Here is a 25,476-nt window from a genome sequence, read left to right as displayed (position 1 = left end):
CACGTGAAAATAAAATTTAACTTATGAGGTGAATACCATGGCTACGCAGTTAACTGCAGCTCGTCGTCCTGAGACAAAACAGTCAGTGACGAAAAAACTACGCAGAGAAGGCACAATCCCAGCCGTTATTTATGGCAAGAAAACGGAAAGCCAGCCTATTTCTGTCGACAACATTACATTTTTAAAAACGATCCGTGAAGCTGGAAAGAATGGCATCATTGATCTGACTATTGAAGGCGAAAACAAAAAACACCAGGTCATTGTGCATGATATGCAGGTGGACTCTATTAAGGATTACTTTATCCATGTTGACTTCTTTGAAGTAGACATGACTTCCGAAATGGAAGCAGACGTTGCTGTAAACCTCGAGGGCGAAGCGCCAGGGGAAAAAGAAGGCGGCGTTGTCTCCCACATGATGTTCAATATTACTGTCAGCGCACTGCCTGCTGAAATTCCTGACAGCATCAGCGTGGACGTTTCAACATTGAACATCGGCGACTCCATCCAAGTAGCAGATCTGCCAGAAGGTCTGAATTACACGATCACGAGCGAGCCGGAAGAAACGATTGTTACTGTTCTTGTACCGGAAGAAGAGCCGGAAGAGCCAGGCGAAGAAGAAGTAGAAGAGCCTGAGCTTGTAGATGCGGATGAAGAATCCGAAGAAGGCGGCTCTGAAGAAGGCGGCAACGACAATAACAATTCATAATTTCTGTATCAAAGCGACGGAGGGCTTCAGGCTCTCCGTCATAAATAAAGATCGCAGGCAACGCTGCTCGACAGGCGCCCTGCGATCTTTATTTATGCTATGCTGTAAAGCTGAAATATCTTAAAATAAGACAAGCACTGCAATCGTTTCGAACGTCAAAAATCAGTTTTTTTAGTATAATACAAAGAAGCAGTCCAACCTATATGTACGAGGCAGAGCGGGGGTCCAGCATGAAATTTATTGTCGGGTTAGGCAACCCGGGAAAAAAATATAAAAAAACACGCCACAATATCGGATTTGAAGCTGTAGAAGAGCTTGCTTCCATGTGGCAGCTATCATGGAAAAAAAGCAAATGGAAGAGCGAAACTGCCGAAACAATGGCAGGGGGCGAAAAAGTAATACTGGTAAAGCCGGTAACTTATATGAATTTATCAGGAGAAGCAGTAGGCCCGATGCTTGATTTTTACAAAGCCGCGCCAGAGGACATTTTAGTAGTATATGATGACCTGGACCTGGCGCCCGGTACGGTTCGCCTGCGCAAGAAGGGCGGTCACGGAGGCCATAATGGTATACGGTCATTAATTGAACATTTAGGTACGAAGGAGTTTAAGCGCCTGCGTATTGGTATCGGGAAACCGGAGAAGGCGTCTGTCATTGACTATGTTCTGGGTACTTTTCCGCCCGGGGAGCGAAAGCAGATGGATGAAGCTGTGAAGAAGGCGGCAGCGTCAGCAGAAGCGTGGAGCAGTAAATCATTTGATGAAGTAATGAACGAGTTTAATTAATAGAGGGCCGGAGTGGGACTGAAGCGTTCCGCTCTCCTTTTGCGTGATAAAAAAATAACATCATGAATAGGGAGGAATGAGCATGAAGGGTTTACCATCAATATTGGTCTCCAACCCAGAGATCGAAGCAGTTGTCAGTGATCTCCAAAACGGTGTGCCGGAGCAGCTGATTTCAGGGCTCAGCGGCTCGGCAAGAACACTATTTATGGCGCTTGCCCAGGATAAGACACAAAACCCTCAGCTGGTTGTGACACATACGCTGTATCAGGCGCAAAAACTGTACGATGATTTGTTGGAATGGTCGGAGAAGGAAGTGCTGTTATACCCGGTTAATGAACTGATTTCTGCTGAAATTGCGGTGGCGAGCCCGGAAATGAGATCGCAGCGGATCGAAGTGCTCGACCGTCTGGTCAGCGGCTTTGATGGGATTGTCGTAAGCCCGGTTGCCGGCCTGCGCCGCCTGCTGCCGCCTGCTGCCGTGTGGGAAGCAGCCCAATGGCCGCTGCATACTGGGGAGGATCTTGACCTGGATAAGTTTCAGCAGTTTCTTTATGCTTCGGGATATCAGCGGGCCGATATGGTAGCTGCACCCGGAGAATTCAGCATACGGGGCGGTATTATCGATATTTATTCGCTTACGGCGGATAACCCGGTGCGTCTGGAGCTGTTTGATACAGAAATTGACTCCCTCCGCTTATTTAACCCGGAAGACCAGCGAACAATTGAGCAGATCACCGAAGTGAATATCAGTCCTGCCCAGGAAACGATTCTTTATCCGGAGCAATTTCAGCGTGCAGCAATGGAGCTCGAAGCGGGACTCAGCAAAACGCTGAAAACGGTTAAAGACGAGACAGTAAAGCAGAAGGTGCAGGAGCGCCTTTCGGAAGAAAGGGAGCAGCTGCTGCAGCACGTACGTTTTCAAAGTTTATACAAATATATGCAGTTTTTCTATGAACAGCCGGCTACCTTGAGCGAGTACTTTCCTCAGGAAACAATCCTTTTTATCGATGAAGTGAGCCGGGTGCAGGAAACCGCAGAACGGTTAGATGAAGAAGAAGCCGAATGGCGTACAAATATGGTGGAACAGGGAGAGCTGCCAGTAGAGATGCAGCTTTCATTACCGTTTCATACGCTGATAAAAAATATTGATTTTCCGAAGGTGCTTTTTTCTTTATTTACCCGCAGTTTATCCTATTTTCATCCGCGCCGGGTGGCCAATATCACGAGCAAGGCCATGCAGCAGTTTCACGGCCAGCTGCCGGTGCTGAAAAATGAAATTGAACGTTGGCAGAATGGCGGATTTCGTATCGTCTTTGCTGCTGAGACAAAGGACCGGCTCGAACGGCTGCAGAGAATTCTTGATGACTACGGAATAGAGGCCGAACGGGCTGCGAAAGACGGACCATTTACACCGGGGCGCCCGGCCATCGTGCAGGGACGGCTCGACAGCGGGTTTGAGCTGCCGCTTGAAAAGCTTGCTGTTATCACAGAGCAGGAGACGTTTACAAAGCAGGTGCGCCGGTCAAGAAGACGGGAAAAGCTGAATAATGCTGAACGCATTAAAAGCTATTCAGAGCTTCAGGTGGGAGACCTGGTCGTTCACGTAAACCACGGCATCGGGAAATACCTGGGAATGGAAACGCTTGATGTTGGGGGCGTGCACCAGGATTTCTTAAATGTATCCTATGCGGGTAACGACAAACTGTATGTGCCGGTCGAGCAGATTGACCAGGTTCAAAAGTATGTAGGTTCTGAAGAAAAGGACCCTAAAATCTATAAGCTCGGCGGCAACGACTGGAAACGTGTTAAACGTAAGGTGCAGTCCTCGGTGGAAGATATCGCTGACGACCTGATCAAGCTGTATGCAGAGCGGGAGGCTACAAAAGGGCACGCCTTTAACCGGTACGAGATGGAGGAGCAGGCATTTGCTGCTGCGTTCCCTTACCAGGAAACCGAGGACCAGATAAAAGCAATTGAAGAAATCCGCGAAGACATGGAACGCGAACGCCCGATGGACCGTCTTTTATGTGGGGATGTTGGTTACGGAAAGACAGAGGTGGCGATACGGGCAGCGTTCAAAGCAGTGATGGATGGCAAGCAGGTGGCCATTTTAGTGCCGACAACGATTCTGGCCCAGCAGCATTTCGATACGCTGACAGAACGTTTCGCCGACCAGCCGATCAACATCGGCTTAATGAGCCGCTTCCGGACGAAAAAACAGCAGAACGAAACGACCCGCGGACTGAAAGCAGGAAGCGTTGATATTGTGATCGGGACGCACCGTGTACTTTCCAAGGACGTACAGTTTCATGATTTAGGGCTGCTGATCGTCGATGAAGAGCAGCGGTTTGGGGTTACTCATAAAGAAAAAATCAAACGGCTCAAGGCAAACATTGATGTGTTAACGCTGACGGCGACACCGATTCCAAGAACGCTGCACATGTCGATGCTCGGCGTTCGTGATTTATCAGTAATCGAGACGCCTCCGGAAAATCGTTTTCCTGTTCAGACGTATGTGATGGAATATAATCCAACGCTTGTCAAAGAAGCCATAGAACGCGAAATCAGCCGCGGCGGCCAGGTGTATTTTATGCATAACCGGGTAGATAACATCAGTCGGATGGCAGACCAGATTTCTATGCTTGTGCCGGAGGCGGAGGTTGCTTACGCTCATGGACAGATGAATGAGCAGGAGCTTGAGTCGGTCATGGTGGAATTTTTAGAGGGAAATAAAGATGTGTTGGTTACGACAACGATCATAGAAACAGGGGTCGATATCCCGAACGTAAATACGCTTATTATTAACAATGCAGACCGGATGGGGCTCTCCCAGCTATATCAGATCCGCGGCCGGGTCGGTAGATCTAATCGCGTAGCGTACTCGTATTTCACGTACCAGCGTGACAAAGTGCTTTCTGAAGTGGCAGAAAAGCGTCTGCAGGCAATTAAGGAATTTACGGAACTCGGCTCCGGTTTTAAGATTGCCATGAGAGACCTCTCCATCCGCGGGACGGGTAACCTGCTCGGCGCGGAGCAGCATGGCTACATTGAATCCGTGGGCTTTGACTTATATTCGCAAATGCTCAAAGAAGCTATTGAAGAACGTAAGGGCGATCAGCCAAAGCAGCAGGAGCCGGAGATGGAAATGAATATGAAAGCAGATGCCTATATCCCTGATTTCTATATTGACGACTCCAAGCAGAAAATAGAGATGTATAAGCGCTTCCGGGGGCTTGAAACGCTTGATGATATGGAAGACCTGCAGAGTGAAATGATGGACCGCTTCGGGGAATACCCGGTGGAGGTGGAAAAGCTGTTTATTCTCAGTAATATTCGTCTGCGCGCGGTAGCTTCCGGAGTGGAATCCATTTCCCAGGAAGCAAACAAAACCATTATTCTGGTAGGAGAAGCAGCAAGCAGTGAAGCAGATGGCGCTTCGCTGTTCGGACTTGTAAATGAGCTGGGACGTCATATCGGTATTGGCACCAGCGGGAAAAAGATTCAAATATCAGTACAGCACCAGCGGCTCGAAGAGATGAAAATTCTCACCTCTGTGCAGGCGGTCGTTAAAGGCGTACAGGAAGCAAAAAAAGAGCCGGAAGAAACAACGTCTTCGAAGTAGAGCGGGAAGATTGAGGGGATAGAAGATGACAAACGACAGACGCTCGTTCGCCCATCTGCTGAAAAGCGTTTCTCTGCTGACAGCAGCTGCCCTGATTGGAAAAGTATTCAGCGCCGTTTACCGGATTCCATACCAGAACATGACTGGAGATATAGGGTATTATGTGTATCAGCAGGCGTATCCGTTTTATGGTATAGCAATGATTCTTGCTCTCTACGGGTTTCCGGCGGTACTGGCCAGGGAAATGGCACAGCAGAAAAAAGCATTTGACCGGCTGGAAACAATGAAAGCAGCCGGGGTGGTGCTGACTTCTGCGGGTGCTGCGGCTTTTATGCTTCTTTTTTTTCTTGCGCCGGCGGTGGCGGCCAGCATGGGGGACAGGCAGCTTACGCCGGTGCTTCGGATAACTTCGTTCGTATTTCTCCTCGTGCCAGTGCTTTCACTTGGACGTGGATACTATCAGGGCATAGGGAAGATGGAGCCGACCGCTATGTCGCATGTAGTGGAACAGGTGTGCCGGGTAAGCTTTATTTTGTTATTTGTTTGGGCGGCCGTGTCAGCCGGCCAGGGAGTATATGATATAGGAGCTGGAGCGATGGGGGCGTCCGTAGCCGGCGCTGGCGTCGGAGCGGTGATTCTGCTGCTTCTCTGGTGGTCTCACCATCGTCGTGCATCGTTGCCTTTTCATTTCCGGAACTTTGTCGCAGGTTACAAAACTATGGTAAAGAAACTGCTCGTGCCTGGCGTAGTCGTATGCCTTGGGGCAATGGTTTTTATATTTTATCAGTGGATCGATGCATTTACTGTAGTTCCTGGCCTCGAGGCGCACGGTGTTTCGGGCCGGGAGGCGAAAGAAACAAAAGGCGTACTAGACCGGGCACAGCCGCTTCTTCAGTTCGGCACGGTGGTATCTACGGCGCTAGCAGCAGCTGTACTCCCGTCGTTGCGCGGAAACGAAGGAGTTTTTCTTGGTGGACTTTCACTCCGGATCAGCCTGGTTATTGGTGGAGCGGCAGCTGTGGGCCTGTATATGGTGGCTGATTTTGTGAACGTGATGCTGTTTGAAAACAGCAAAGGAACAGAGCTTATGGCTGCACTCGCTGTGTCACTTTTATTTAGTGGATGGATTGTAACCGCGAACGCGATTCTCCAGGGGGCGGACCACGTCCGTACGGCGGCGGGGGCAATATTGGCCGGAGGCGGACTGAAGCTTGTGGGAAATATAGTACTTATTCCGGCCTTCGGCGCTATGGGGGCAGCTGCGGCTACGATTGCCGGGCTTGCTATGACGAGCCTTCTGCAGGTAGTGCTTTTACAGAAACACCGGCTGGTCTTATGGCCTTCCAGCAGATGGTGCTTTCGATGGCTGGTTCTTCTAGTTTTACTTAGTGCTGTTCTATGGTTGTTGCAGCTGCCTGCCGAAAGCGTCCGTGGGCGTCTGGATGCAGGTGTATGGTCTCTTGGCCTTGCCGGGTCCGGAGTAGTGCTTTGTCTTGTTCTCGTCAAAGGCTTAAAACTGTTCGGGCACCAGGAGTGGAGCATGTTTTCCGCAGGGCAGAAACACGAATGAAACGAGGGAGATTTCCTAATGAATGATACAAACATACGACCGGTTATTACTGTCTTAGGACTTGGAGCCGGAGATGCTGGACAGCTTCCCCTGGACGTTTACCGTCGTCTCCGTGCAGCTTCACCTTTATATTTACGTACCAGAGAACACCCGGTGGTCAAGGAGCTTGAAGAAGAGCTTCCGGAATATAAAACCTTCGACCAGATCTACGAACAGACAGATTCATTTGAACAGGCGTACGGTTTCATGACGGAAGAATTGCTGAAGGCTGCCGGGATGTCCGGGGACATCTGTTATGCTGTGCCGGGTCACCCGCTGGTGGCGGAGATGGTGGTCCAGCAGCTGCTTGAGGCAGAAAAGGCAGAGAAGTGCCGGGTGGTTATCGCAGGCGGCCAGAGCTTCCTGGATCCGGTTTTTGCGGCACTCCGGCTTGACCCGAGTGAAGGGTTTCAGCTGTTGGATGCAACAGCGCTGGAAAGAGAGGACGTACAAGTCTCCACCCACCTGCTGCTTACACAGGTGTATGATCGTATGACGGCTTCAGAAGTGAAGCTGACGCTGATGGAGCTGTATCCGGAAGAGCATCCGGTGCACATGATTTCCGGAGCGGGCACTGCCGCAGAACGGCTTCGGGAACTTCCGCTGTATGAGCTTGACCGGGAGGATTTTGTCGATAATCTAATGTCAGTCTATGTGCCGCCATTGCCTTTTTCAGCCCGGTTCGGCAACTGGGAAAAACTCCGCAGCGTTATTGCCTCTCTTCGAGCGCCGGACGGGTGCCCGTGGGACAGAAAACAGACGCATCAATCACTGAAAAGGTATCTGCTCGAAGAAATCTACGAAGTATTAAGTGCTATCGATGCAGAAGATGACGACAACTTGCAGGAAGAGTTGGGAGATATTTTACTTCAAGTAATGCTTCACGCCCAAATCGGGGAAGAAGAAGGCTTTTTTACTATCGATGACGTAGTGGAATCAATAACGGAAAAAATGATCCGCCGCCACCCGCATGTTTTCGCAGACGCCGCAGCGACGACCCCGGAAGAAGTAAACTCTCAATGGGAACAGATTAAAAAAGCCGAAAAAGGCAGTGAAAGTGGAAAAACTTCTATACTGGCCGATATTCCGCCAGCAATGCCGGCGCTGATGAGAGCCTATGAAATTCAGAAAAAAGCGGCAAAGGCTGGATTTGACTGGGGCAATGATGCTCCAATGTGGGATAAGCTCCAAGAGGAAATAGAGGAATGGAAAGCAGAGCTTCGGGCAAAGAATGAACAAAACAGTTCGAAAGAGTTTGGGGACGTTTTGTTTGTACTCGTTAATCTCGCCCGGTTCTTCCGCGTACACCCAGAAGAAGCGCTTGAACAGACAAATCAGAAATTCTTTCAGCGTTTTTCCTATATTGAACAGAAAATGATCGAAGAAAACCGGGATTGGAAGGAAAAAAATTTTCTGCAGACAGCGGAAGCATGGTGGCAGGAAGCGAAGAAGGAGGAGCGTTAGCATGAGAATAGATAAGTTTTTAAAAGTGTCCAGGCTGATCAAACGGAGAACACTTGCAAAAGAAGTAGCTGCTCAGGGGAGGATTACAGTAAACGGCAATCAGGCAAAAGCCGGCACAGAGGTTAAACCAGGAGATGAAATTGTCGTACGCTTTGCTTCAAAGACGTTGAAGTTAAGAGTAGAAACTATTAAGGATACAACGAAAAAAGACGAAGCTGAATCTATGTATACGTTGATGGAAGAAGAAAGTAAATAATACGAACGGCCGTTCCTTTTGGGACGGCTTTATTAATTTATGTGGAAGAAAATCTGCGAAAATAGAAAAAATAAAGCGAAAAACTGGCATAAAGAGGAAAAACCGTGTTGAAACTCTTTCGCTGCTCCGTTATGATTAACATAACTAAAATTGTAAATAGTTTGTAAAGTCCGGGATTTACAACAAAGCTTGCATAGACGAGCAAAGGAGGGGCTCTTGATTGATTGAAGAAAAGAAAAAAGTAACAAACATTCATCGACCGCACTCCCACCAAAAAACACAGACCGATGCCCGGAAAGAAGCTGCCGTCCAAAAACAGCGCCGGGGACTGAAAAAAAGAATGACTGCTTTAACGGTCGTTACTGCCTTTGTAGTTATATTGATGGGCATTACGTTGTTTTCACAGTGGCAGACCATTGCAGCCAATAATGAAGAACAACAGCAGATGGAAGAGCAGATGGTGAGCCTTGAAGAGAAAGAAGCAGACTTGAAACAACAGGTAAAGGATTATAATGACCTTGATTACATAGCGGAAGTTGCACGGGAAGAATATTATTTAACTAAAGAAGGGGAAACACTTTATAAACTCCCGGAAAGCGATTCATCTAATTGACATTGTTTTTTTGCTTCAAGTATAATTACTTGGACACAAAGAAATTGAAACGTGATGCGTTTCTCTTTCTTTTGCATTTATCTCTTTTTTTATTTCATATAGGATCCATAAGGGGGAGCATTTTTTAGATGGCAATTGAAGTGGGCAGCAAGGTACAGGGTAAGGTTACCGGCATTACGAAGTTTGGTGCTTTTGTAGAAGTGGAGCCGGGAAAAACAGGTCTCGTTCACATTAGTGAAGTCGCGGATAAATACGTGGAAAACATCAGTGATTTTCTGTCCGTTGGGGATGAAGTGACAGTGAAAGTGATGAAAGTAGAGGATGATGGAAAGATAGGCCTCTCTATCCGTAAGGCGCAGGACCGCCCTCAGGAAGACCGCCCGAAAAGCAGCGGCAGTGGCCGTCCGAAAAGCGGTGGAGACCGGCCGCGCGGTGGCTCGAAGCCTCCTCAACGCCCAGCAAGCTTTGAAGACAAAATGAGCAGCTTCATGAAAGACAGTGAAGAGCGATTAGCTACGATCCGTAAGCATACAGAAAAACGAGGGAAAAAATCCCGTAAGTAATGCCGGAATTGTCCAACCCTGGAGAGAGCCTGCCAGTGCACGGCAGGCTCTCTTTGCTTGGAAAATGTTTGGCCGGAAAACTAATTTCATTTTGCATATTGACTTTTAGTATAAAAACAATTTATAATCGTCAATGTCGCAATAAATGGCGGCGTAGCTCAGCTGGCTAGAGCGTACGGTTCATACCCGTAAGGTCGGGGGTTCGATCCCCTCCGCCGCTACCAATTTATAATTTGAATGTTTCCACTGCTAATCAGGCAGTGGTTTTATTTTGTGCCAATTAATTAAAGCGGTTTCAATAAGAAAACTACTTTTGTTCCGCTGACGAGTATTCTATACTTTAACCCAAAGCACATTAACATAATAATTGAGGAAGGGCGGGGAGGCACGTGGAAAAAACAGAGGACATTATGGCCATGTGTCTGCATGCCGGACAGCTTATGCTTCGGTACGGTTCAGAAACGTTCCGGGTGGAGGATACAATGCGTAGAATGGGACGAGCTGCCGGAATGGAGCAAGTGAACACTTTTGTTACGACAACAGCTATTTTTTTGTCATTTAAATCGCCTGTAGACCAGCGTGATCATATACAAATGCTCCGAATTGATGAGCGTTATCAGGATTTAAGTAAAGTGACTTCAGTCAACCAGCTCTCGAGGGAATATGTGAATGGCCTTCTCACTTCAAGAGAAGTAAAGAAGCAGTTAAAAGAAATTGAAGAGGCTCCGATGAATTATCCCGTATGGTTCATTTATCTGGCTTCAGGTATCGGCGGCGGAGCTTTCTCCTATTTAATTGGCTCAAGCGTTATGGATATGCTGCCAGCCGCCCTCGGAGGACTTGTAACAGCGATTGCGCTCGTGCGCTACCAGATGAGGCTGAAGGTGAAATTTTTCTCTGAATTTCTGGCGTCCTTCACGGGTGCTTTAATTGCTCTGCTGATGGTGCGGATGGGCCTTGTAATAAATACCAATCAGGTAATTATAGGTACTATTATTCCCCTGGTGCCAGGTGTGCCGCTGACAAACGCAGTGCGTGATTTAATGTCGGGAGATTTAGTTGCAGGGGTGGCCAGAGGGGCAGAGGCGGCCGTTTCAAGTATGTCTATAGCAGGCGGGGTAGCAGTGGCACTCACAATTTTTTTCGTATAGTTTGAGGGAAAGAGGTAAATAACAATGGCGATGTTTGCATTTGAACTGGGTTTTTGTTTTGTAGCAACAGTCGCTTTTGCGATTATTTTTAATATTCCGCTCCGGCTCGTCTGGTGGGGCGGGTTTATCGGTGTGTGTACTTGGGCAATTTATTCGCTGATGCCGGTTCTGGGACTTTCGCTCGTTTTTGCAGCAGCGGTGGCGGCTTTTTTTGCTTCGTTTGTCAGCCAATGGTTTGCCCGGTTTATGAAAGTACCGGTAACAACCTTCAGCCTGCCCGGGATTATCCCGCTCATCCCGGGCAGCCGGGCGTATGAAACAATGCTTGCATTTGTGCAGGAGAGGTATTTGTATGGCCTCGAGCAAGGCGTGGAAACAGTACTCCAGGCGATTGCGATTGCAGCCGGGCTGGTGTTTGCCTTTTCGGTATTTTCTATTGGCAAAGGGGTGGGCCAGCGTTATGAAACGCATCGTTGATGAGTGGATCACCAGGTGGGAAATGATACGCCCGGGATCGAAGGTGCTGGCTGCAGTGTCCGGAGGTCCAGATTCCATGGCAGCTGCTTCCATCTTAGAGAGCTTACAGAATAAATATAATTTTACTCTCGGGGTTGTCCATGTAAACCATGGTTTCCGGCCGGAGGCCTCCAGGGCAGAGGCACAGATGGTAAGGGAATGGGCTGAGCGCCATCACCTGCCTTTATTTTCTGCAGCGCTGTTTATGAAAGAAGACCCCGAAGAAAAAGCCACACAGGCAGCGGCACGGCAAAAGCGATATGATTTTTTCTTTCGTATCATGCAGCGGTTTGACTACAATGTGCTGATAACTGGCCACCATGCAGATGATCAACTTGAAACAATGATCATGCAGGCAGCTTCCGGCCGGTCGCTTCTGGGTGAAGAAGGGATCGCTCCAAAGCGTGCAATGAATAACTTCGAGGTTGCGCGTCCTCTGCTTGGTGTGAAAAAAACTGAAGTGCTGGCCTATTGTAAAGAGCTTGGCGTACCTTATGTGGAAGACGAAAGCAATTATTCGGACGATTACAGGCGTAATCGGGTGCGCCGACATATTATTCCAGCACTGACTAAAGAATTTCCTTCGATCCACCGGCATGTGCAGGAAAAATATGAATGGCAAAAGGATCAACAGCACTATATGCGCAGCCAGGCTGAGGCTTCACTGCATTTCTACGGAGAAAGGCTCGAACGCAATTATGCAGTATTATGCATAAACTTTTTTCATGAAACCCCTCTTGCTTTACAAAGGGAAACGGTTTCGCTACTATTGAATTATTATTTTTCTGCAGAAGAAACAGGCATTTCGGCTTCTTTAGTAGATTCCTGTATTCGCTTTGCTTCTGCTTTTAATTCTTCAGGAGAACTTCATTTGCCAGGAGAGCTGCTGGTCCGGAAGTCTTACGGAAGACTGGAGTTTTTAAGCAGGAAAGATGCGGATGCATCTTCTCCTGAACAAATATTAATCCCCGATTTTGGCACTTATCAATACGGCAGCAGCAGTGCCTCAGTGATCCGGGAGCGGCCGGAAGGCGCGGATTTTTGGGTGGCCGTACCGGAAGAAAACCTTTCGTTCCCGTTATACGTAAGACCTCCACGAGCAGGAGATCGAATACATATACCAGGTATGAAAGAAGCTAAAAAAATCCACCGTCTGTTTATAGACGAAAAAGTTCCAAAGCATGAGCGTGCACGCCGCCCCGTATTTACAGATGAGCAGGGAAGCATTTTATGGGTCCCCGGCCTCCGTGCCTCCTTTCGCCATGAAAAGGAAGCGGCATACCTTGTATGGGAAGAGGGTGGACCAGCCACTTAAAATAAGAAGTGACAATTTCGGAAAATTTTTTGCGCAGGGAAGCAAATTCCCTTTATACGTGCTATGATTAAAAACGGACCATTTTTAATGATGGCGGCTTATAATGTGGTAGTGCGGCTTCTGTTTTGTGACTATAGTTTTACAAAATAGGGGTTATTAAAAAACAGCCCGGATGAAAGAATGAAATTCGCTTGGGAGGGTAAAGACATTCAGATGCACGATGAAATACAGGATATACTAATTTCGGAAGAAGAGCTGCAGACGAAAATTAAAGAACTAGGCACGACGCTTACAGAAGAATACGACGGGCGTTTTCCTTTAGTGATTGGAGTATTAAAAGGAGCGCTTCCCTTTATGGCAGATATCGTTAAGCGTATGAACATACATCTTGAAATGGATTTTATGGATGTTTCGAGTTACGCCGGGGGCACGGTGTCTACCGGGGAAGTAAAAATTATTAAAGACCTGGACACAACGGTTTACGACCGGGATATCGTGATACTTGAAGATATTATCGACAGCGGGCGTACGCTTAAATACTTAATCAGCCTTCTGCAGACCCGGGGGGCAAGGTCATTAAAAGTAGTAACGCTTCTGGACAAGCCGGAGGGACGCGTTGTGGACCTCACTGCAGACCTGGTCGGCTTTACTGTGCCGGACGAGTTTGTTGTGGGGTATGGTCTGGACTACGCAGAAAGATACCGGAACCTGCCGTATATCGGTGTGTTGAAGCCGGAGATTTATCAAGGCGGATGATTAGGAACAGACAAGTGAATATGATACTATTATTGCAGCTTTCGATGTATGCAGGAGGAGGTCAGGAATGAACCGAATTTTTCGTAACACTGTGTTTTGGCTTTTTTTATTCCTGGTAATTATAGGGATTATCAGCTTTGCCCAAAACGATGGTGGAGATACAAATACAATCAGCAGCACAGAGTTTAATGAACGCCTTAGTGAGAACGAATTTGCTACTATCACGCTCCAGCCTGAGGGCGGAGTTTATAATGTAACAGCTGCTACGAGTGAAAACGCCGAAAATGCGGAGACATACGAATCGTATCTTCCGATGACGAATGAATCCACACAGCAGCTGCAGACAGCGCAGGGCCCGAACGGCAATGCTGTCGAATTTGATACACAGCCGGAAGAAGAAACGAGCGGCTGGGTTACCTTCCTTACGACGATGATTCCATTTATCATTATTTTCCTTCTGTTCTTCTTCCTGCTCAGCCAGTCCCAGGGCGGCGGCAGCCGAATGATGAACTTTGGTAAAAGTAAGGCGAAGATGTACCAGGAAGACAAAAAGAAAGTGCGCTTTAAAGATGTAGCCGGTGCGGAAGAAGAGAAGCAGGAGCTTGTAGAAGTCGTTGACTTTCTGAAGGACGCCCGGAAATTCTCCAATATTGGTGCCCGTATTCCAAAAGGTGTACTTCTTGTCGGCCCTCCGGGTACAGGTAAGACGTTAATTGCCCAGGCAGTTGCCGGAGAAGCAGACGTACCGTTCTTTTCCATCAGTGGTTCAGACTTCGTGGAAATGTTTGTCGGTGTCGGTGCTTCCCGTGTACGCGACCTTTTTGAAAACGCGAAGAAAAATTCACCGTGTATTATTTTCATCGACGAGATTGACGCAGTAGGACGCCAGCGTGGTGCCGGTGTCGGCGGCGGCCATGACGAACGGGAGCAGACGCTGAACCAGCTCCTGGTGGAAATGGACGGCTTTGCCGGCAATGAGGGTATTATTATCATTGCGGCAACTAACCGTGCCGATGTGCTGGACCCTGCACTGCTCCGTCCGGGACGTTTTGACCGCCAGATTCTTATCGGCCGGCCGGACGTAAACGGCCGGGAGGAAATTCTTCAGGTGCATGCGCGTAACAAACCGCTCGCAGAAGACGTTAATTTCCGGGCTATCGCCCAGCGTACGCCTGGTTTTACCGGGGCAGACCTCGAAAACCTTCTGAACGAAGCGGCGCTTGTGGCAGCCCGGGCTGATATGCAGAAAATCAGAATGACGCATGTGGAAGAAGCGATCGACCGCGTTATTGCCGGTCCTTCGAAAAAATCACGCGTTATTTCCGAAAAAGAACGTAACATCGTGGCCCACCACGAGGCAGGCCATACAGTTGTCGGCATGAAGCTTGAAAACGCGGATATGGTTCACAAAGTAACGATCGTGCCACGTGGCCAGGCCGGCGGTTATGCAATGATGCTTCCGAAGGAAGACCGCTACTTCATGACCAAACCGGAGCTGTTAGACAAAATTGTCGGCCTGCTGGGCGGACGTGTAGCAGAGGAAGTTATGTTTAACGAAGTGAGCACAGGTGCTCACAACGACTTCCAGCGTGCGACAGACATTGCCCGTCGTATGGTTACCGAATATGGTATGAGTGAAAAGCTTGGCCCGCTGCAGTTTGGCTCGAGCAGCGGAGGCCAGGTATTCCTCGGCCGCGACATGCAGAACGAACAAAATTACAGTGACGCTATTGCGCATGAAATTGATAATGAAATGCAAAGAATCATTATGGAATCTTATGAACGCTGTAAACAGATTCTTACGCAGTACAAAGACCGGCTTGAGCTTGTAGCTCAAAGTCTTCTGGAACTGGAAACGTTGGACGCAGAGCAGATTCGCTCCCTTGTTGAAGACGGTAAGCTTCCAGAGGATCACTATTCGAATAAATCGGATGAAGAGATGGGCGCTACAAAAAGCGAAGAGCAAAAGCGTGAAGAGGAACAGGCTGACCATGTCCTAAAAGACGACAGCGGTGAATCTTCTTCGGAGGACAATTCCTCTGAAAAAACGACAACCTCTTCAGATTCGAGCTCCGATAGTGACGATACGAACCGTCGTGATTAATATAAAAGGGTGCCTGTAAGCAGGCATCCTTTTTTGTATGCGAAAAGAAGTAAATGTTTTCTCCTGCCTGTTCTGCGGTATAGCATAAAAGAAAGAATGCAAGCGGATTAGTTGTTTTTCGAACAGTTTTGTACAATACTATAAATCAGGTTTTCAAAGATAATATAATGATATAGAGAGCAAGAGTGGAAAGGAAGGAAATAAAGCGATGAAAGATTATCTCGTAAAAGCAACAGCGTTTAATCACCAGGTCCGTGCTTACGCCGTGCACACGACAGAAATGGTGGACGAGGCGGTCAGACGCCATCAGGCCTGGCCCACGGCATCGGCGGCTCTAGGCCGTGCGATGACGGCAGGTTCCATGATGGGGGCAATGCTTAAAGGCGACGACAAACTAACCATTAAGATTGAAGGTCACGGCCCGATGGGACCAATTATTGTTGATAGTAATTCTTCCGGCGACACCCGTGGGTATGCTCACAATGTGCAGGTGCATTTCGATTTAAATGAACACGGTAAATTAGACGTAGCACGCGCCGTCGGCACAGACGGCACTCTGTCAGTCGTTAAAGACCTCGGCATGCGTGATATGTTTACCGGCAATGTGCCGATTGTCTCCGGGGAGCTTGGAGATGATTTTACGTATTACTTCGCAAATTCCGAGCAGCTGCCTTCGTCTGTGGGGCTCGGAGTACTTGTGAACCCGGATAACTCCGTAAAAGCAGCCGGAGGTTTTATTATTCAGGTACTCCCGGATGCTGAAGAGGAATACGTGGCCCGCCTCGAACAGCAAATCCAGCAGATGCCGCCGGTATCTAAGCTGATTGAGCATGGCAAAACCCCGGAGGAAATTCTTCATGTTATCCTCGGCGAAGAAGTAAATGTGCTTGATACGCAACCGGTACAGTTTGCCTGCCAGTGCTCCAAAGAGCGGGTAGAAAATGCGATTATTTCCCTTGGCACCGATGAACTTCAGGATATGATCGAAAAAGACGGGGGAGCAGAGACTACATGTCACTTTTGCAATGAGGTTTATCACTTGAGCGTAGACGATCTGGAGCGCCTGAAAGAGCGAACTGCAGAAATTGAAAACCGTTCCTAGGTTATTTCTGCGTCTTTTGATCTACAGATTGACAGAAGTTGACCAAATTGATACGATTAAACTATTATAAAACCAATAAATTTACTTGGTGTTTGAAGGAGGAGCATGAATGAAGGCTGCAAATAACGTTACAGAACTCATTGGAAATACTCCCGTAGTAAAACTAAACCGTTTAACCGGGGAAAACGATGCAGATGTTTATTTGAAACTCGAATATATGAACCCAGGGAGCAGCGTAAAAGACCGTATTGGTCTTGCGATGATCGAAGCTGCCGAGCGGGATGGCCGCTTAAAAGAAGGGGATACAATTGTTGAACCAACAAGCGGTAACACAGGCATCGGCCTGGCTATGGTAGCTGCTGCCAAAGGCTACCCAGCGGTATTGGTAATGCCGGAGACAATGAGCATGGAGCGTCGCAATCTTCTTCGTGCCTACGGCGCAGAACTGGTGCTTACACCTGGCCCTGACGGCATGGGTGGTGCAATTTCCAAAGCGAATGAACTCGCTGAAGAAAAGGGCTACTTTATGCCGCAGCAGTTTGAAAATGAAGCGAATCCGAAAATTCACCGTGAAACCACTGGCCGTGAACTGCTAGAGCAGATTGACGGACCGATTGATTCCTTTGTATCGGGTATTGGCACCGGCGGCACGATTTCCGGTGCCGGCGGTCTCCTGAAGGAGCACTACCCGGATATGCGTATTGTTGGTATTGAGCCAGCCGATTCTCCAATTCTGAATGGCGGAAATAAAGGCCCTCATAAAATCCAGGGTATCGGCGCTGGCTTTGTACCGGGCACGTTGAATACGGATATTTACGATGAAGTTGCGGAAGCAACGACGGAGCAGTCGTTTGAATATGCCCGCCGTGCTGCCCGCGAAGAAGGCATTTTAGGCGGTATTTCTTCCGGATCGGCTATTTACGTTGCACTTGAGGAAGCGAAAAAGCTCGGCAAAGGCAAGAAGGTCGTGGCTGTGATTCCTAGTAACGGGGAGCGGTACCTGAGTACACCGCTGTACCAATTTGAAGATACTGCAGACTAACAAAAAACCCTTAAAGAGTCCGTGTCCCGTAATGGGCCGGGCTTTTTTTAGGTTCTATACTATTGGTGGGAGGATCACAGCGTTCTGATTGTTTTTTTATAAAAAATTTCGTAGACTTGGAGAAAATATAAAGAGAATTTTCTGTGAAAGAGAGAGAATTGGATAAAACCGGGGGCATAAACATAATGGATGAGCGACTGGCCCGAGGGCCTCAAGCAGGAGAATCATATACACAGACTACGACATCGTTTTTTCAGACGAATGACCAGTTTTTTCAGGCGTTTGAGTTTCTTGCCAGGGAAGAACCTTATCACGTACTGCTTGAAAGTGGACGCCAGGGCGAACTCGATATCGCCGCTCTTCGCCCTTTTGCGGTAATAGAAGGAAAAAATGGGGAGACGAGTTTTCATAGACATGAGAGTACTGAAATGCACGCGGGAGACCCGCTTGAAGCGTTGGCGAAATGGATGGAGCCGTACCATCTGCCCACGGCTTCAGCTCTCCCGGCTTTCCAGGGAGGAGCAGTCGGCCAGATAAGCTATGACTATGTCAGATACGTAGAACATTTGCCGGAGCTGGCGGTGGATGATTTGAGGATGCCGGATGTCTATTTTCTTCTTTACGATTTGTTTTTCATCCATGATAAAAAAACGGGGGAAACTTGGGTATGGCATTTACATGCCGAAGGGGAAGACACCGTTAAATTCGTTGAAGGATGGAAAAAAGCATGGCTGGAGGCGGCGGAAAAGTCTTCCGGGCAAGAGCGTTTAGAAGCGGAGAAGGCTGTCTCCGCTGAAAAGTCGGTACCTTCTTTTTCCGAGGAATTGTTCGGCGGAGCAGTGGAACAGATTAAAGAGTATATTACCGCCGGGGACGCGTTCCAGGTGAATTTATCTACCCGCCAGACCCAGCTGTTGCATACCTCTGCCTTTCATATTTATCAGAAGTTAAGGGAGCTGAACCCATCCCCGTATATGGGATACATGCATACCCCGGATTGGCAAACGGTCAGTGCCTCCCCCGAGCTGCTGGTTAAAAAACGAGGCGCGGAGGTATCCACCCGCCCGATTGCCGGAACTCGTTCGCGAGGAAAAGACGAAGAGGAGGACATGGCGCTTGAACAGGAATTAATGGGAACGGAAAAAGAGCGGGCCGAGCACGTCATGCTCGTCGATCTTGAAAGAAATGATCTCGGCCGGGTCTGCCGTTATGGTTCGGTAACAGTAGATGAATTAATGGCAGTGGAGCGGTATTCTCACGTAATGCATATCGTTTCCAATGTAAGAGGAATACTTGCTGAAACAGAGCAGGTATATGATATGATAAGGGCAGTATTTCCTGGAGGAACGATCACCGGAGCCCCTAAAGTGCGTACGATGGAAATTATCGAAGAGCTTGAGCCGGTGCGCCGGGGCTTCTATACAGGAGCGTTTGGTTGGATAGGCTACAACAAGGATGCGGAGCTGAACATTTCGATCCGGACGATGCTTGCCAAGGACGGGTACGCTCACGTTCAGGCAGGGGCCGGCGTTGTTATCGACTCCGACCCGAAAGCAGAATACAAAGAATCAATCAAAAAAGCCAGAGCGTTATGGGAAGCGAAAAGACAAAGTGAAGCAGAGGCCGGCATTACTCATGAGCAGAGCTGAGATTAGAATAGAAAGGAAGATTTTCGCATGATTTTAATGATTGATAACTACGACTCGTTTACGTACAATCTCGTGCAATACCTCGGAGAAATGGGAGAAGAACTCGAAGTACGGCGTAACGACCAAATTACGGTGGAGGAGATCGCCCAATTAAATCCGGACATCCTGATGATTTCCCCGGGACCCTGCAGTCCGGATGAGGCGGGGATCAGCGTCGAAGCGATACGCCGCTTTGCCGGAGAAATCCCGATTTTTGGGGTATGTCTGGGCCATCAGGCGATTGCGCAGGCCTTTGGCGGCGATGTTGTACGGGCGGAGCGGCTGATGCACGGAAAAACGTCGGAGATCCACCATGACGGTGTAAGTATTTATACCGATCTCCCCAATCCATTAACGGCTACAAGGTACCACTCGTTAATAGTGAAAAGAGAAACGCTGCCGGACTGCTTTGACATTACCTCTGAAACGGAAGCCGGAGAGATTATGGGGATCCGTCACCGGGCGCTTCCTGTGGAAGGCGTGCAGTTTCATCCCGAATCGATTATGACCGGTGAAGGAAAACAGATGCTCAAGCGCTTTGTGGACCGGCACCGGCAGTCAGAAGAGGTGCTGTAGCATTGTATGTATATATAGACGGTGAGATAAAGAAGGCGGGCGAAGCTCGTCTTTCTGTATTTGATCATGGTTTTATGTATGGCCTTGGCTTGTTTGAGACGTTTCGGGTGTATAATGGGCATCCGTTTTTGCTGAACGCTCATATGGAAAGACTCGAAGCCAGCGCAGAAGAGCTCGGCATTGTCTTCCGCTATGAACGCGAAATGGTCAAGGAAGAAATTCAGCAGCTGCTCGATGCCAACGGGCTGCACAATGCCTATGTACGCTACAACGTCTCTGCAGGGCCCGGGGGTCTGGGGCTTCAAACAACGCCCTACCTTGATCCGGTTACTGTTATTTACATGAAGCCGCTTCCGGCAGCGGGAGCGGAACCTATTCAAAAGGACGCCTTGTGGCTCCAGCTGAGACGGAACAGCCCGGAAGGACGGGAGCGCATGAAGTCCCATCATTATATGAACAACTGGCTTGCCAAGCAGGAAATGAAAGACCGGCCGGAAGCGGAAGGTATTTTCCTCAACGAACAAGGATATGCTGCTGAAGGAGTGGTGTCCAATATTTTCTGGCGCAGGGGAAATACTTTATATACGCCGGCAGTGGACACAGGTATTTTAAACGGCATTACACGTCAATTTGTGATACAGTTAGCACATGAAAATGACTACATCGTGGAGGAAGGTTACTTTCTCCCGCAGGATATAGAAGCAGCAGAAGAAATGTTCGTCACGAACTCTATTCAGGAAATTGCATTCGTACGTGCCCTTGAAGATCGTTATTTTCCGAGCTGTTCAGCGGCCCAGCTGCTGCACAGCCGCTACCGGGAAGAAAGAGAGACAAAATAACAGCTGGCACGACAGGGAGGAGAGAAAATGCGTAATCAGGTAATGCGATGGAAAAGCTGGGAGCTTGATTTTTCCAAAAAAACGTTTGTCATGGGAATTTTAAACGTGACGCCGGATTCTTTTTCTGACGGAGGCCGGTACAGCGAGGTGGAGCGGGCTGTCGTGCAGGCAGAAAAGCTGGTGGAGGACGGAGCGGATATTATCGATATCGGCGGGGAATCAACCCGCCCAGGGGCAACATTTGTAGAAGCAGAAGAAGAGCAGCGGCGGATCCTTCCGGTACTCGAAGCCCTGAGGGGATGGATAGGCGTGCCTGTCAGTGTGGACACCTACAAAGCCTCCACGGCCGAGGCAGCTCTCAGAGCCGGAGCGGACATCATTAACGATGTATGGGGAGCGAAAGCAGATCCCGATATGGCCCGGATAGCAGCTGAATACGATGTGCCGATAATTTTAATGCATAACCGTGATAATACGGAGTACGAGGATTTGATGCCTGACATGATTCAGGATGTTTATGAAAGCATAGCTATCTGCGACCGGGCCGGGGTCAAAGCAGACCGCATTATTCTGGATCCAGGCATTGGCTTTGCAAAAACCTATGAGCAGAATCTGGAAGCTATGCGGAAAATGGATCAGTTTACGTCGCTTTCGTACCCTGTGCTTCTTGGCAGTTCCCGTAAATCGCTCATATCAAAAACACTTGAGCTTCCAGCTCATGACCGTGTGGAAGGCACAGGTGCGACGGTGAGCCTCGGTATTGAACGCGGGTGCGATATCATCCGTGTGCATGAGGTAAAAGAAATGACGCGCGTAGCCCGGATGATGGACGCTATGCTTGGAGTAAGAAAGGAGCATTCGGTTGGATAAAATTCATTTGCAGGGAATGGAGTTTTACGCTTATCACGGGGTGTTTGAAGAAGAAAACAGGCTGGGCCAGCGGTTTCGTGTGAATTTAATATTGGAAGCTGATTTAAAGCCGGCCGCTGCTAAAGATGATGTAGAAAAAAGCGTCAATTATGCCGAAGCATTTGAAGCGGTTAAAGAGGCAGTGGAAAATCAAACGTACCGTCTGGTAGAAACGATTGCTGAAAAGATTGCGGAAACAATATTTGAGCGTTTTAATATTGTGGAGCAGCTTCACGTGAAAGTGATTAAGCCGGATCCGCCCATCCCCGGCCATTATGATCACGTCGCCATCGAGATGACCAGGGTTCGTCCATAATGCCCCAGGTTTTTATTGCGCTGGGTTCGAACCTTGGGAAGCGGGAAGAGTATTTAAAGCGGGCGGTTCTGAGTATGAAGCAGGAAGAAAAGATGAAGCTGACAAAGCTTTCACCGGTGTATGAAACCGCGCCGGTGGGAGTGACCGATCAGCCGCATTTTCTGAACATGGTTTCCGAATGGAATACTGATTACGGACCGGAGGAACTGCTGGAGAGGCTTCACCGGATTGAGCATGAACTTGAGCGCATACGTGAAGAACGGTGGGGACCGAGGACAGTGGACCTTGACATTCTTATCTATGATGAAGAAAATATCAACAAGGAGCATTTAATTATTCCGCACCCCCGGTTAACTGAGCGGGCGTTTGTGCTGGTGCCGTTTTTTGATATTGCCCCGGACCGTTTTGTTCACGAGGACAGGACGGTTCGTTGGTATGTGAAAAAACTCCCGGAGAAGGAACGGGCCGAGGTAGTCTACTGGGGCGATCTGTTAATAGAAGAAGACGCGTGAAAATAAAGACAACACATAGGAGGTTGCTGTGGTGTTAAAAATTCGTGACATAGAAATGAATAACCCGGTGGTGCTTGCTCCGATGGCGGGAGTCAGCAACCCTGCTTTCCGACTGATTGCGAAGGAATTTGGGGCAGGCCTGGTGTGCGCAGAAATGGTAAGCGACAAGGCAATACTGCACGAAAATGAAAAATCGATGCGGATGCTCTACGTGGATGAAAGGGAAAAACCGCTCAGTCTCCAGATTTTCGGCGGAGACCAAGAAACGATGGCTGGAGCTGCTGAAGTAGTGGATCAGCATACAAATGCAGATATCATTGATATAAATATGGGCTGTCCTGTCCCGAAAATCACTAAGTGTGATGCAGGGGCCAAGTGGCTGCTTGACCCGGACAAAATTTATCAAATGGTAAAAGCAGCTGTGAGCGCAGTAGATAAGCCCGTAACGGTGAAAATGCGGATGGGCTGGGACGACGAGCATATACTGGCTGTGGAGAACGCCCAGGCTATTGAAGCAGCTGGTGGTGAAGGCGTTGCGGTACACGGGCGCACCCGGGTGCAGATGTATGAAGGCGTGGCGAACTGGGACATACTGAAGGAAGTAAAAGACTCAGTGAATATTCCGGTAATTGGCAATGGGGACGTATCTACCCCTCAGGATGCCCGGGCGATGCTTGATACAACTGGAGTGGATGGGGTCATGATTGGCCGTGCTGCTCTCGGGGACCCTTGGATGTTCTACCGCACGGTCCAGTATTTGGAGACAGGAAAGCTTGTGGAAGAAGAACCGACTCCGAAGGAAAAAATGGATGTATGTATCGTGCATATGGACCGTTTGATAGAGTTGAAAGGCGAAGACGTAGCTGTAAGGGAAATGCGCAAGCACGTGGCCTGGTATCTGAAGGGAATGCACGGAGGTTCTAAGGTACGGGGCAGAGTAAATGAATTGAATACACGCGATGAAGTGGCGGAAACACTATATAATTTTGTCGGTTCTACGGAAGCTCCCAGTATGGCATAAGTATTTGTACTAAGAGCGGCTTCTTCCAGGGAAGCCGCTCTGTTTATGACTGTCGGAATAAAAATGGAAGCAAAAGGTAATTATATAGAAGGAAAATTAAAACGATCTAAAGGGGAGACTACTATGAGCCAGGATCAAGAGCTGAACGACCAGTTCCGTGTACGGCGGGAAAAAAGAGAAGCATTGATTAACGAAGGGAGAAATCCTTTTGGGCAACGCTTCGCGCGTACGTATGATTCAAAAACCATGCACCGGGAGTTCGACGCTTTCTCTAAAGAAGAGCTAAGTGAAAAAAATACGGATATTACGATTGCAGGACGCATGGTTACTAAGCGGGGAAAAGGAAAAGCGGGGTTTGCACACCTGCAGGACCTTGAAGGGCAGATCCAGATTTACGTGCGGAAAGACGAAGTCGGCGACGAAGCGTACGAAGGCTTTAAGGATATGGATATCGGAGACATTGTTGGGGTGCGGGGCCGTGCATTTAAAACAAATGTAGGGGAATTATCTGTGCGGGCAACAGAAGTAACGCTTTTAACAAAGGCTCTTCGCCCACTGCCTGATAAATACCACGGACTTCAGGATATTGAGCAGCGCTACCGTCAGCGTTATTTAGATCTTATTGCGAATCCGGAAGTAAAAGACACGTTTATCATGCGGAGTAAAATTATCCAATCTATGAGAAATCATTTGAACCGCCAGGGTTTTTTGGAAGTGGAAACACCGATGCTGCATACGATACCGGGCGGAGCATCTGCGCGGCCGTTTGTTACTCATCACAATGCCCTGGACATGGAGCTTTATATTCGTATTGCAATTGAATTGCATCTAAAGCGACTCATTGTCGGAGGCATGGAAAAGGTCTATGAAATTGGACGTGTCTTCCGTAATGAAGGAATTTCGACCCGCCACAACCCCGAATTTACTATGATGGAATTGTATGAAGCTTTTGGAGACTATGAAGATATTATGGATTTGACCGAAAGCTTAATCGTGCAGATTGCGGAAGACGTGCTCGGGAGCACGACTCTTCAATATGGGGAAGAACAGATTGAACTCGGCAACCAGTGGAAAAGAATGCACATTGTAGACGCTGTTAAAGAAGAAACTGGTGTGGATTTCTGGCAAGAAATGAGTGACGAAGAAGCGAGAGCGCTAGCTAAAGAACATAATGTGCCTATCCGGGAAACGATGTCCTTCGGTCATGTGGTTAACGAATTCTTTGAGCACTTTGTTGAAGAGAAACTAATTCAGCCTACATTTGTGTATGGGCATCCGCTCGCTATTTCTCCACTTGCGAAGAAAAACGAAAAAGATCCCAGATTTACAGACCGTTTTGAGTTATTTATTGTAGGGCGTGAGCATGCAAACGCCTTTAGTGAATTAAACGACCCTGTAGATCAGCGGGAGCGTTTCGAAAAACAGGTGGAAGAAAGAGAAGCCGGAGATGAAGAAGCTCACATGATGGACTATGATTATCTTGAAGCAATGGAATACGGACTCCCACCAACGGGAGGGCTCGGAATAGGCATTGACCGGCTGGTTATGCTGCTGACGAACTCTGCTTCTATCAGAGATGTGCTCTTGTTTCCGCAAATGCGGAGCCAGGCCCCCCACGAAGAGTAGATAGTTTTTTGCCGGCTTTCTGACTCGAAAGCCGGCATTTATATAAAAAATTAAAAGAAAATATAAAAATGGGTTGCGTACAAATAAGAAACGATGATATATTATTTTTTGTCGCCGTAACGAAAGCGGCAAGCTGCTTAGGCAGTTGAAAAAAGTTATTGACTTATTAACACTGCGGTGTTAACATATAAAAGTCGCAAAAATAACGACAGATTGTTCTTTGAAAAGGAAAGACAAGCCAGAGCCCCAATCAAAAGCAACACTTTTTTAGGGCATCACTGATGCCACAGCATCAAACTTTTTACGGAGAGTTTGATCCTGGCTCAGGACGAACGCTGGCGGCGTGCCTAATACATGCAAGTCGAGCGCGGGAAGCCGGCGGACT

The 25,476-nt window shown here is 48.3% G+C and carries 23 protein-coding genes, 1 tRNA gene and 1 rRNA gene; all 25 read left to right on the top strand.

Annotated elements, in window-relative coordinates; all coding sequences use genetic code 11:
* Positions 1–37: 37 nt before the first annotated feature.
* A complete protein-coding gene (locus B5066_RS02520) occupies positions 38–706 on the top strand; it encodes a 50S ribosomal protein L25/general stress protein Ctc (protein ID WP_079474397.1) in 669 nt (222 codons plus the stop codon).
* A gap of 230 nt (positions 707–936) precedes the next feature.
* Positions 937–1,491, top strand: a complete 555-nt coding sequence (pth, locus tag B5066_RS02515; protein ID WP_079475037.1) for an aminoacyl-tRNA hydrolase — start codon at positions 937–939, stop codon at positions 1,489–1,491.
* Positions 1,492–1,573: 82 nt separating this feature from the next.
* Positions 1,574–5,113: a transcription-repair coupling factor gene (gene mfd / locus B5066_RS02510; RefSeq protein WP_079474396.1), complete on the top strand. Its 3,540-nt coding sequence runs from the start codon at positions 1,574–1,576 to the stop codon at positions 5,111–5,113.
* A 25-nt stretch (positions 5,114–5,138) separates the two neighbouring features.
* Positions 5,139–6,683: a polysaccharide biosynthesis protein gene (locus B5066_RS02505; protein WP_079474395.1), complete on the top strand. Its 1,545-nt coding sequence runs from the start codon at positions 5,139–5,141 to the stop codon at positions 6,681–6,683.
* Between the two features lie 18 nt (positions 6,684–6,701).
* Entirely contained in the window at positions 6,702–8,186 is a 1,485-nt protein-coding gene (yabN, locus tag B5066_RS02500) for a bifunctional methyltransferase/pyrophosphohydrolase YabN (protein ID WP_079474394.1), read from the top strand.
* Between the two features lies 1 nt (position 8,187).
* Positions 8,188–8,442 carry an RNA-binding S4 domain-containing protein gene (locus tag B5066_RS02495; RefSeq protein ID WP_079474393.1) on the top strand — a complete coding sequence of 85 codons (255 nt, stop codon included), beginning with the start codon at positions 8,188–8,190 and terminating at the stop codon, positions 8,440–8,442.
* Between the two features lie 220 nt (positions 8,443–8,662).
* Complete coding sequence (locus B5066_RS02490; RefSeq protein ID WP_079474392.1) at positions 8,663–9,055, top strand: FtsB family cell division protein; 393 nt, start codon at positions 8,663–8,665, stop codon at positions 9,053–9,055.
* Positions 9,056–9,183: 128 nt separating this feature from the next.
* Positions 9,184–9,618 carry a S1 domain-containing RNA-binding protein gene (locus B5066_RS02485; RefSeq protein ID WP_079474391.1) on the top strand — a complete coding sequence of 145 codons (435 nt, stop codon included), beginning with the start codon at positions 9,184–9,186 and terminating at the stop codon, positions 9,616–9,618.
* A gap of 147 nt (positions 9,619–9,765) precedes the next feature.
* Positions 9,766–9,842 (top strand) — tRNA-Met (locus B5066_RS02480).
* 165 nt (positions 9,843–10,007) lie between these two features.
* Entirely contained in the window at positions 10,008–10,769 is a 762-nt protein-coding gene (locus B5066_RS02475; protein WP_079474390.1) for a threonine/serine exporter family protein, read from the top strand.
* A gap of 24 nt (positions 10,770–10,793) precedes the next feature.
* Entirely contained in the window at positions 10,794–11,246 is a 453-nt protein-coding gene (locus B5066_RS02470) for a threonine/serine exporter family protein (RefSeq protein ID WP_233133439.1), read from the top strand.
* On the top strand, positions 11,230–12,600 hold the full coding sequence (tilS, locus tag B5066_RS02465) for a tRNA lysidine(34) synthetase TilS (protein WP_079474388.1): 1,371 nt from the start codon (positions 11,230–11,232) through the stop codon (positions 12,598–12,600). The genes B5066_RS02470 and tilS overlap by 17 nt, the downstream gene beginning before the upstream one ends.
* Before the next feature lie 213 nt (positions 12,601–12,813).
* Positions 12,814–13,356, top strand: a complete 543-nt coding sequence (gene hpt, locus B5066_RS02460; protein ID WP_179124044.1) for a hypoxanthine phosphoribosyltransferase — start codon at positions 12,814–12,816, stop codon at positions 13,354–13,356.
* A gap of 67 nt (positions 13,357–13,423) precedes the next feature.
* Entirely contained in the window at positions 13,424–15,460 is a 2,037-nt protein-coding gene (gene ftsH, locus B5066_RS02455; RefSeq protein WP_079474386.1) for an ATP-dependent zinc metalloprotease FtsH, read from the top strand.
* A 208-nt stretch (positions 15,461–15,668) separates the two neighbouring features.
* Positions 15,669–16,562 carry an Hsp33 family molecular chaperone HslO gene (gene hslO, locus B5066_RS02450; RefSeq protein ID WP_079474385.1) on the top strand — a complete coding sequence of 298 codons (894 nt, stop codon included), beginning with the start codon at positions 15,669–15,671 and terminating at the stop codon, positions 16,560–16,562.
* A 109-nt stretch (positions 16,563–16,671) separates the two neighbouring features.
* A complete protein-coding gene (gene cysK / locus B5066_RS02445) occupies positions 16,672–17,604 on the top strand; it encodes a cysteine synthase A (protein ID WP_079474384.1) in 933 nt (310 codons plus the stop codon).
* A 185-nt stretch (positions 17,605–17,789) separates the two neighbouring features.
* Positions 17,790–19,253 (top strand): anthranilate synthase component I family protein, encoded by a 1,464-nt coding sequence (locus B5066_RS02440; protein ID WP_079475034.1) that lies wholly within the window; start codon positions 17,790–17,792, stop codon positions 19,251–19,253.
* A gap of 27 nt (positions 19,254–19,280) precedes the next feature.
* A complete protein-coding gene (gene pabA / locus B5066_RS02435) occupies positions 19,281–19,868 on the top strand; it encodes an aminodeoxychorismate/anthranilate synthase component II (RefSeq protein ID WP_079474383.1) in 588 nt (195 codons plus the stop codon).
* A gap of 2 nt (positions 19,869–19,870) precedes the next feature.
* On the top strand, positions 19,871–20,707 hold the full coding sequence (gene pabC / locus B5066_RS02430; RefSeq protein WP_079474382.1) for an aminodeoxychorismate lyase: 837 nt from the start codon (positions 19,871–19,873) through the stop codon (positions 20,705–20,707).
* Between the two features lie 27 nt (positions 20,708–20,734).
* Complete coding sequence (gene folP / locus B5066_RS02425) at positions 20,735–21,577, top strand: dihydropteroate synthase (protein WP_079474381.1); 843 nt, start codon at positions 20,735–20,737, stop codon at positions 21,575–21,577.
* Positions 21,570–21,932, top strand: coding sequence for a dihydroneopterin aldolase (folB, locus tag B5066_RS02420; RefSeq protein WP_079474379.1), 363 nt, complete (start codon positions 21,570–21,572; stop codon positions 21,930–21,932). Before folP ends, folB begins: the two co-directional genes overlap by 8 nt.
* Positions 21,932–22,444 (top strand): 2-amino-4-hydroxy-6-hydroxymethyldihydropteridine diphosphokinase, encoded by a 513-nt coding sequence (folK, locus tag B5066_RS02415; RefSeq protein WP_079474377.1) that lies wholly within the window; start codon positions 21,932–21,934, stop codon positions 22,442–22,444. Before folB ends, folK begins: the two co-directional genes overlap by 1 nt.
* A 31-nt stretch (positions 22,445–22,475) precedes the next feature.
* The gene (dusB, locus tag B5066_RS02410; RefSeq protein ID WP_094908863.1) at positions 22,476–23,465 is read left to right on the top strand and encodes a tRNA dihydrouridine synthase DusB; all 990 of its coding nucleotides are present in this window, start codon (positions 22,476–22,478) and stop codon (positions 23,463–23,465) included.
* A 123-nt stretch (positions 23,466–23,588) separates the two neighbouring features.
* The gene (gene lysS, locus B5066_RS02405) at positions 23,589–25,091 is read left to right on the top strand and encodes a lysine--tRNA ligase (RefSeq protein ID WP_079475032.1); all 1,503 of its coding nucleotides are present in this window, start codon (positions 23,589–23,591) and stop codon (positions 25,089–25,091) included.
* Positions 25,092–25,391: 300 nt separating this feature from the next.
* Positions 25,392–25,476 (top strand): 16S ribosomal RNA (locus B5066_RS16885); the annotation flags it as partial.

The organism is Marinococcus halophilus, from assembly GCF_900166605.1.
GTDB lineage: Bacteria > Bacillota > Bacilli > Bacillales > Marinococcaceae > Marinococcus > Marinococcus halophilus.
The sequence above is the reverse complement of the archived record's forward strand: the minus strand, read 5'-3'. Positions and strand labels throughout refer to the sequence as shown.

Coding starts and splice junctions, on each gene's coding strand:
- ftsH (WP_079474386.1), top strand. CDS start 13,424: ATGAACCGAATTTTTCGTAACACTGTGTTTTGGCTTTTTTTATTCCTG.
- folP (WP_079474381.1), top strand. CDS start 20,735: ATGCGTAATCAGGTAATGCGATGGAAAAGCTGGGAGCTTGATTTTTCC.
- tilS (WP_079474388.1), top strand. CDS start 11,230: ATGAAACGCATCGTTGATGAGTGGATCACCAGGTGGGAAATGATACGC.
- lysS (WP_079475032.1), top strand. CDS start 23,589: ATGAGCCAGGATCAAGAGCTGAACGACCAGTTCCGTGTACGGCGGGAA.
- yabN (WP_079474394.1), top strand. CDS start 6,702: ATGAATGATACAAACATACGACCGGTTATTACTGTCTTAGGACTTGGA.
- B5066_RS02440 (WP_079475034.1), top strand. CDS start 17,790: ATGGATGAGCGACTGGCCCGAGGGCCTCAAGCAGGAGAATCATATACA.
- B5066_RS02470 (WP_233133439.1), top strand. CDS start 10,794: ATGGCGATGTTTGCATTTGAACTGGGTTTTTGTTTTGTAGCAACAGTC.
- B5066_RS02505 (WP_079474395.1), top strand. CDS start 5,139: ATGACAAACGACAGACGCTCGTTCGCCCATCTGCTGAAAAGCGTTTCT.
- B5066_RS02495 (WP_079474393.1), top strand. CDS start 8,188: ATGAGAATAGATAAGTTTTTAAAAGTGTCCAGGCTGATCAAACGGAGA.
- pth (WP_079475037.1), top strand. CDS start 937: ATGAAATTTATTGTCGGGTTAGGCAACCCGGGAAAAAAATATAAAAAA.
- folK (WP_079474377.1), top strand. CDS start 21,932: ATGCCCCAGGTTTTTATTGCGCTGGGTTCGAACCTTGGGAAGCGGGAA.
- B5066_RS02520 (WP_079474397.1), top strand. CDS start 38: ATGGCTACGCAGTTAACTGCAGCTCGTCGTCCTGAGACAAAACAGTCA.
- mfd (WP_079474396.1), top strand. CDS start 1,574: ATGAAGGGTTTACCATCAATATTGGTCTCCAACCCAGAGATCGAAGCA.
- B5066_RS02485 (WP_079474391.1), top strand. CDS start 9,184: ATGGCAATTGAAGTGGGCAGCAAGGTACAGGGTAAGGTTACCGGCATT.
- hslO (WP_079474385.1), top strand. CDS start 15,669: ATGAAAGATTATCTCGTAAAAGCAACAGCGTTTAATCACCAGGTCCGT.
- pabA (WP_079474383.1), top strand. CDS start 19,281: ATGATTTTAATGATTGATAACTACGACTCGTTTACGTACAATCTCGTG.
- hpt (WP_179124044.1), top strand. CDS start 12,814: ATGCACGATGAAATACAGGATATACTAATTTCGGAAGAAGAGCTGCAG.
- cysK (WP_079474384.1), top strand. CDS start 16,672: ATGAAGGCTGCAAATAACGTTACAGAACTCATTGGAAATACTCCCGTA.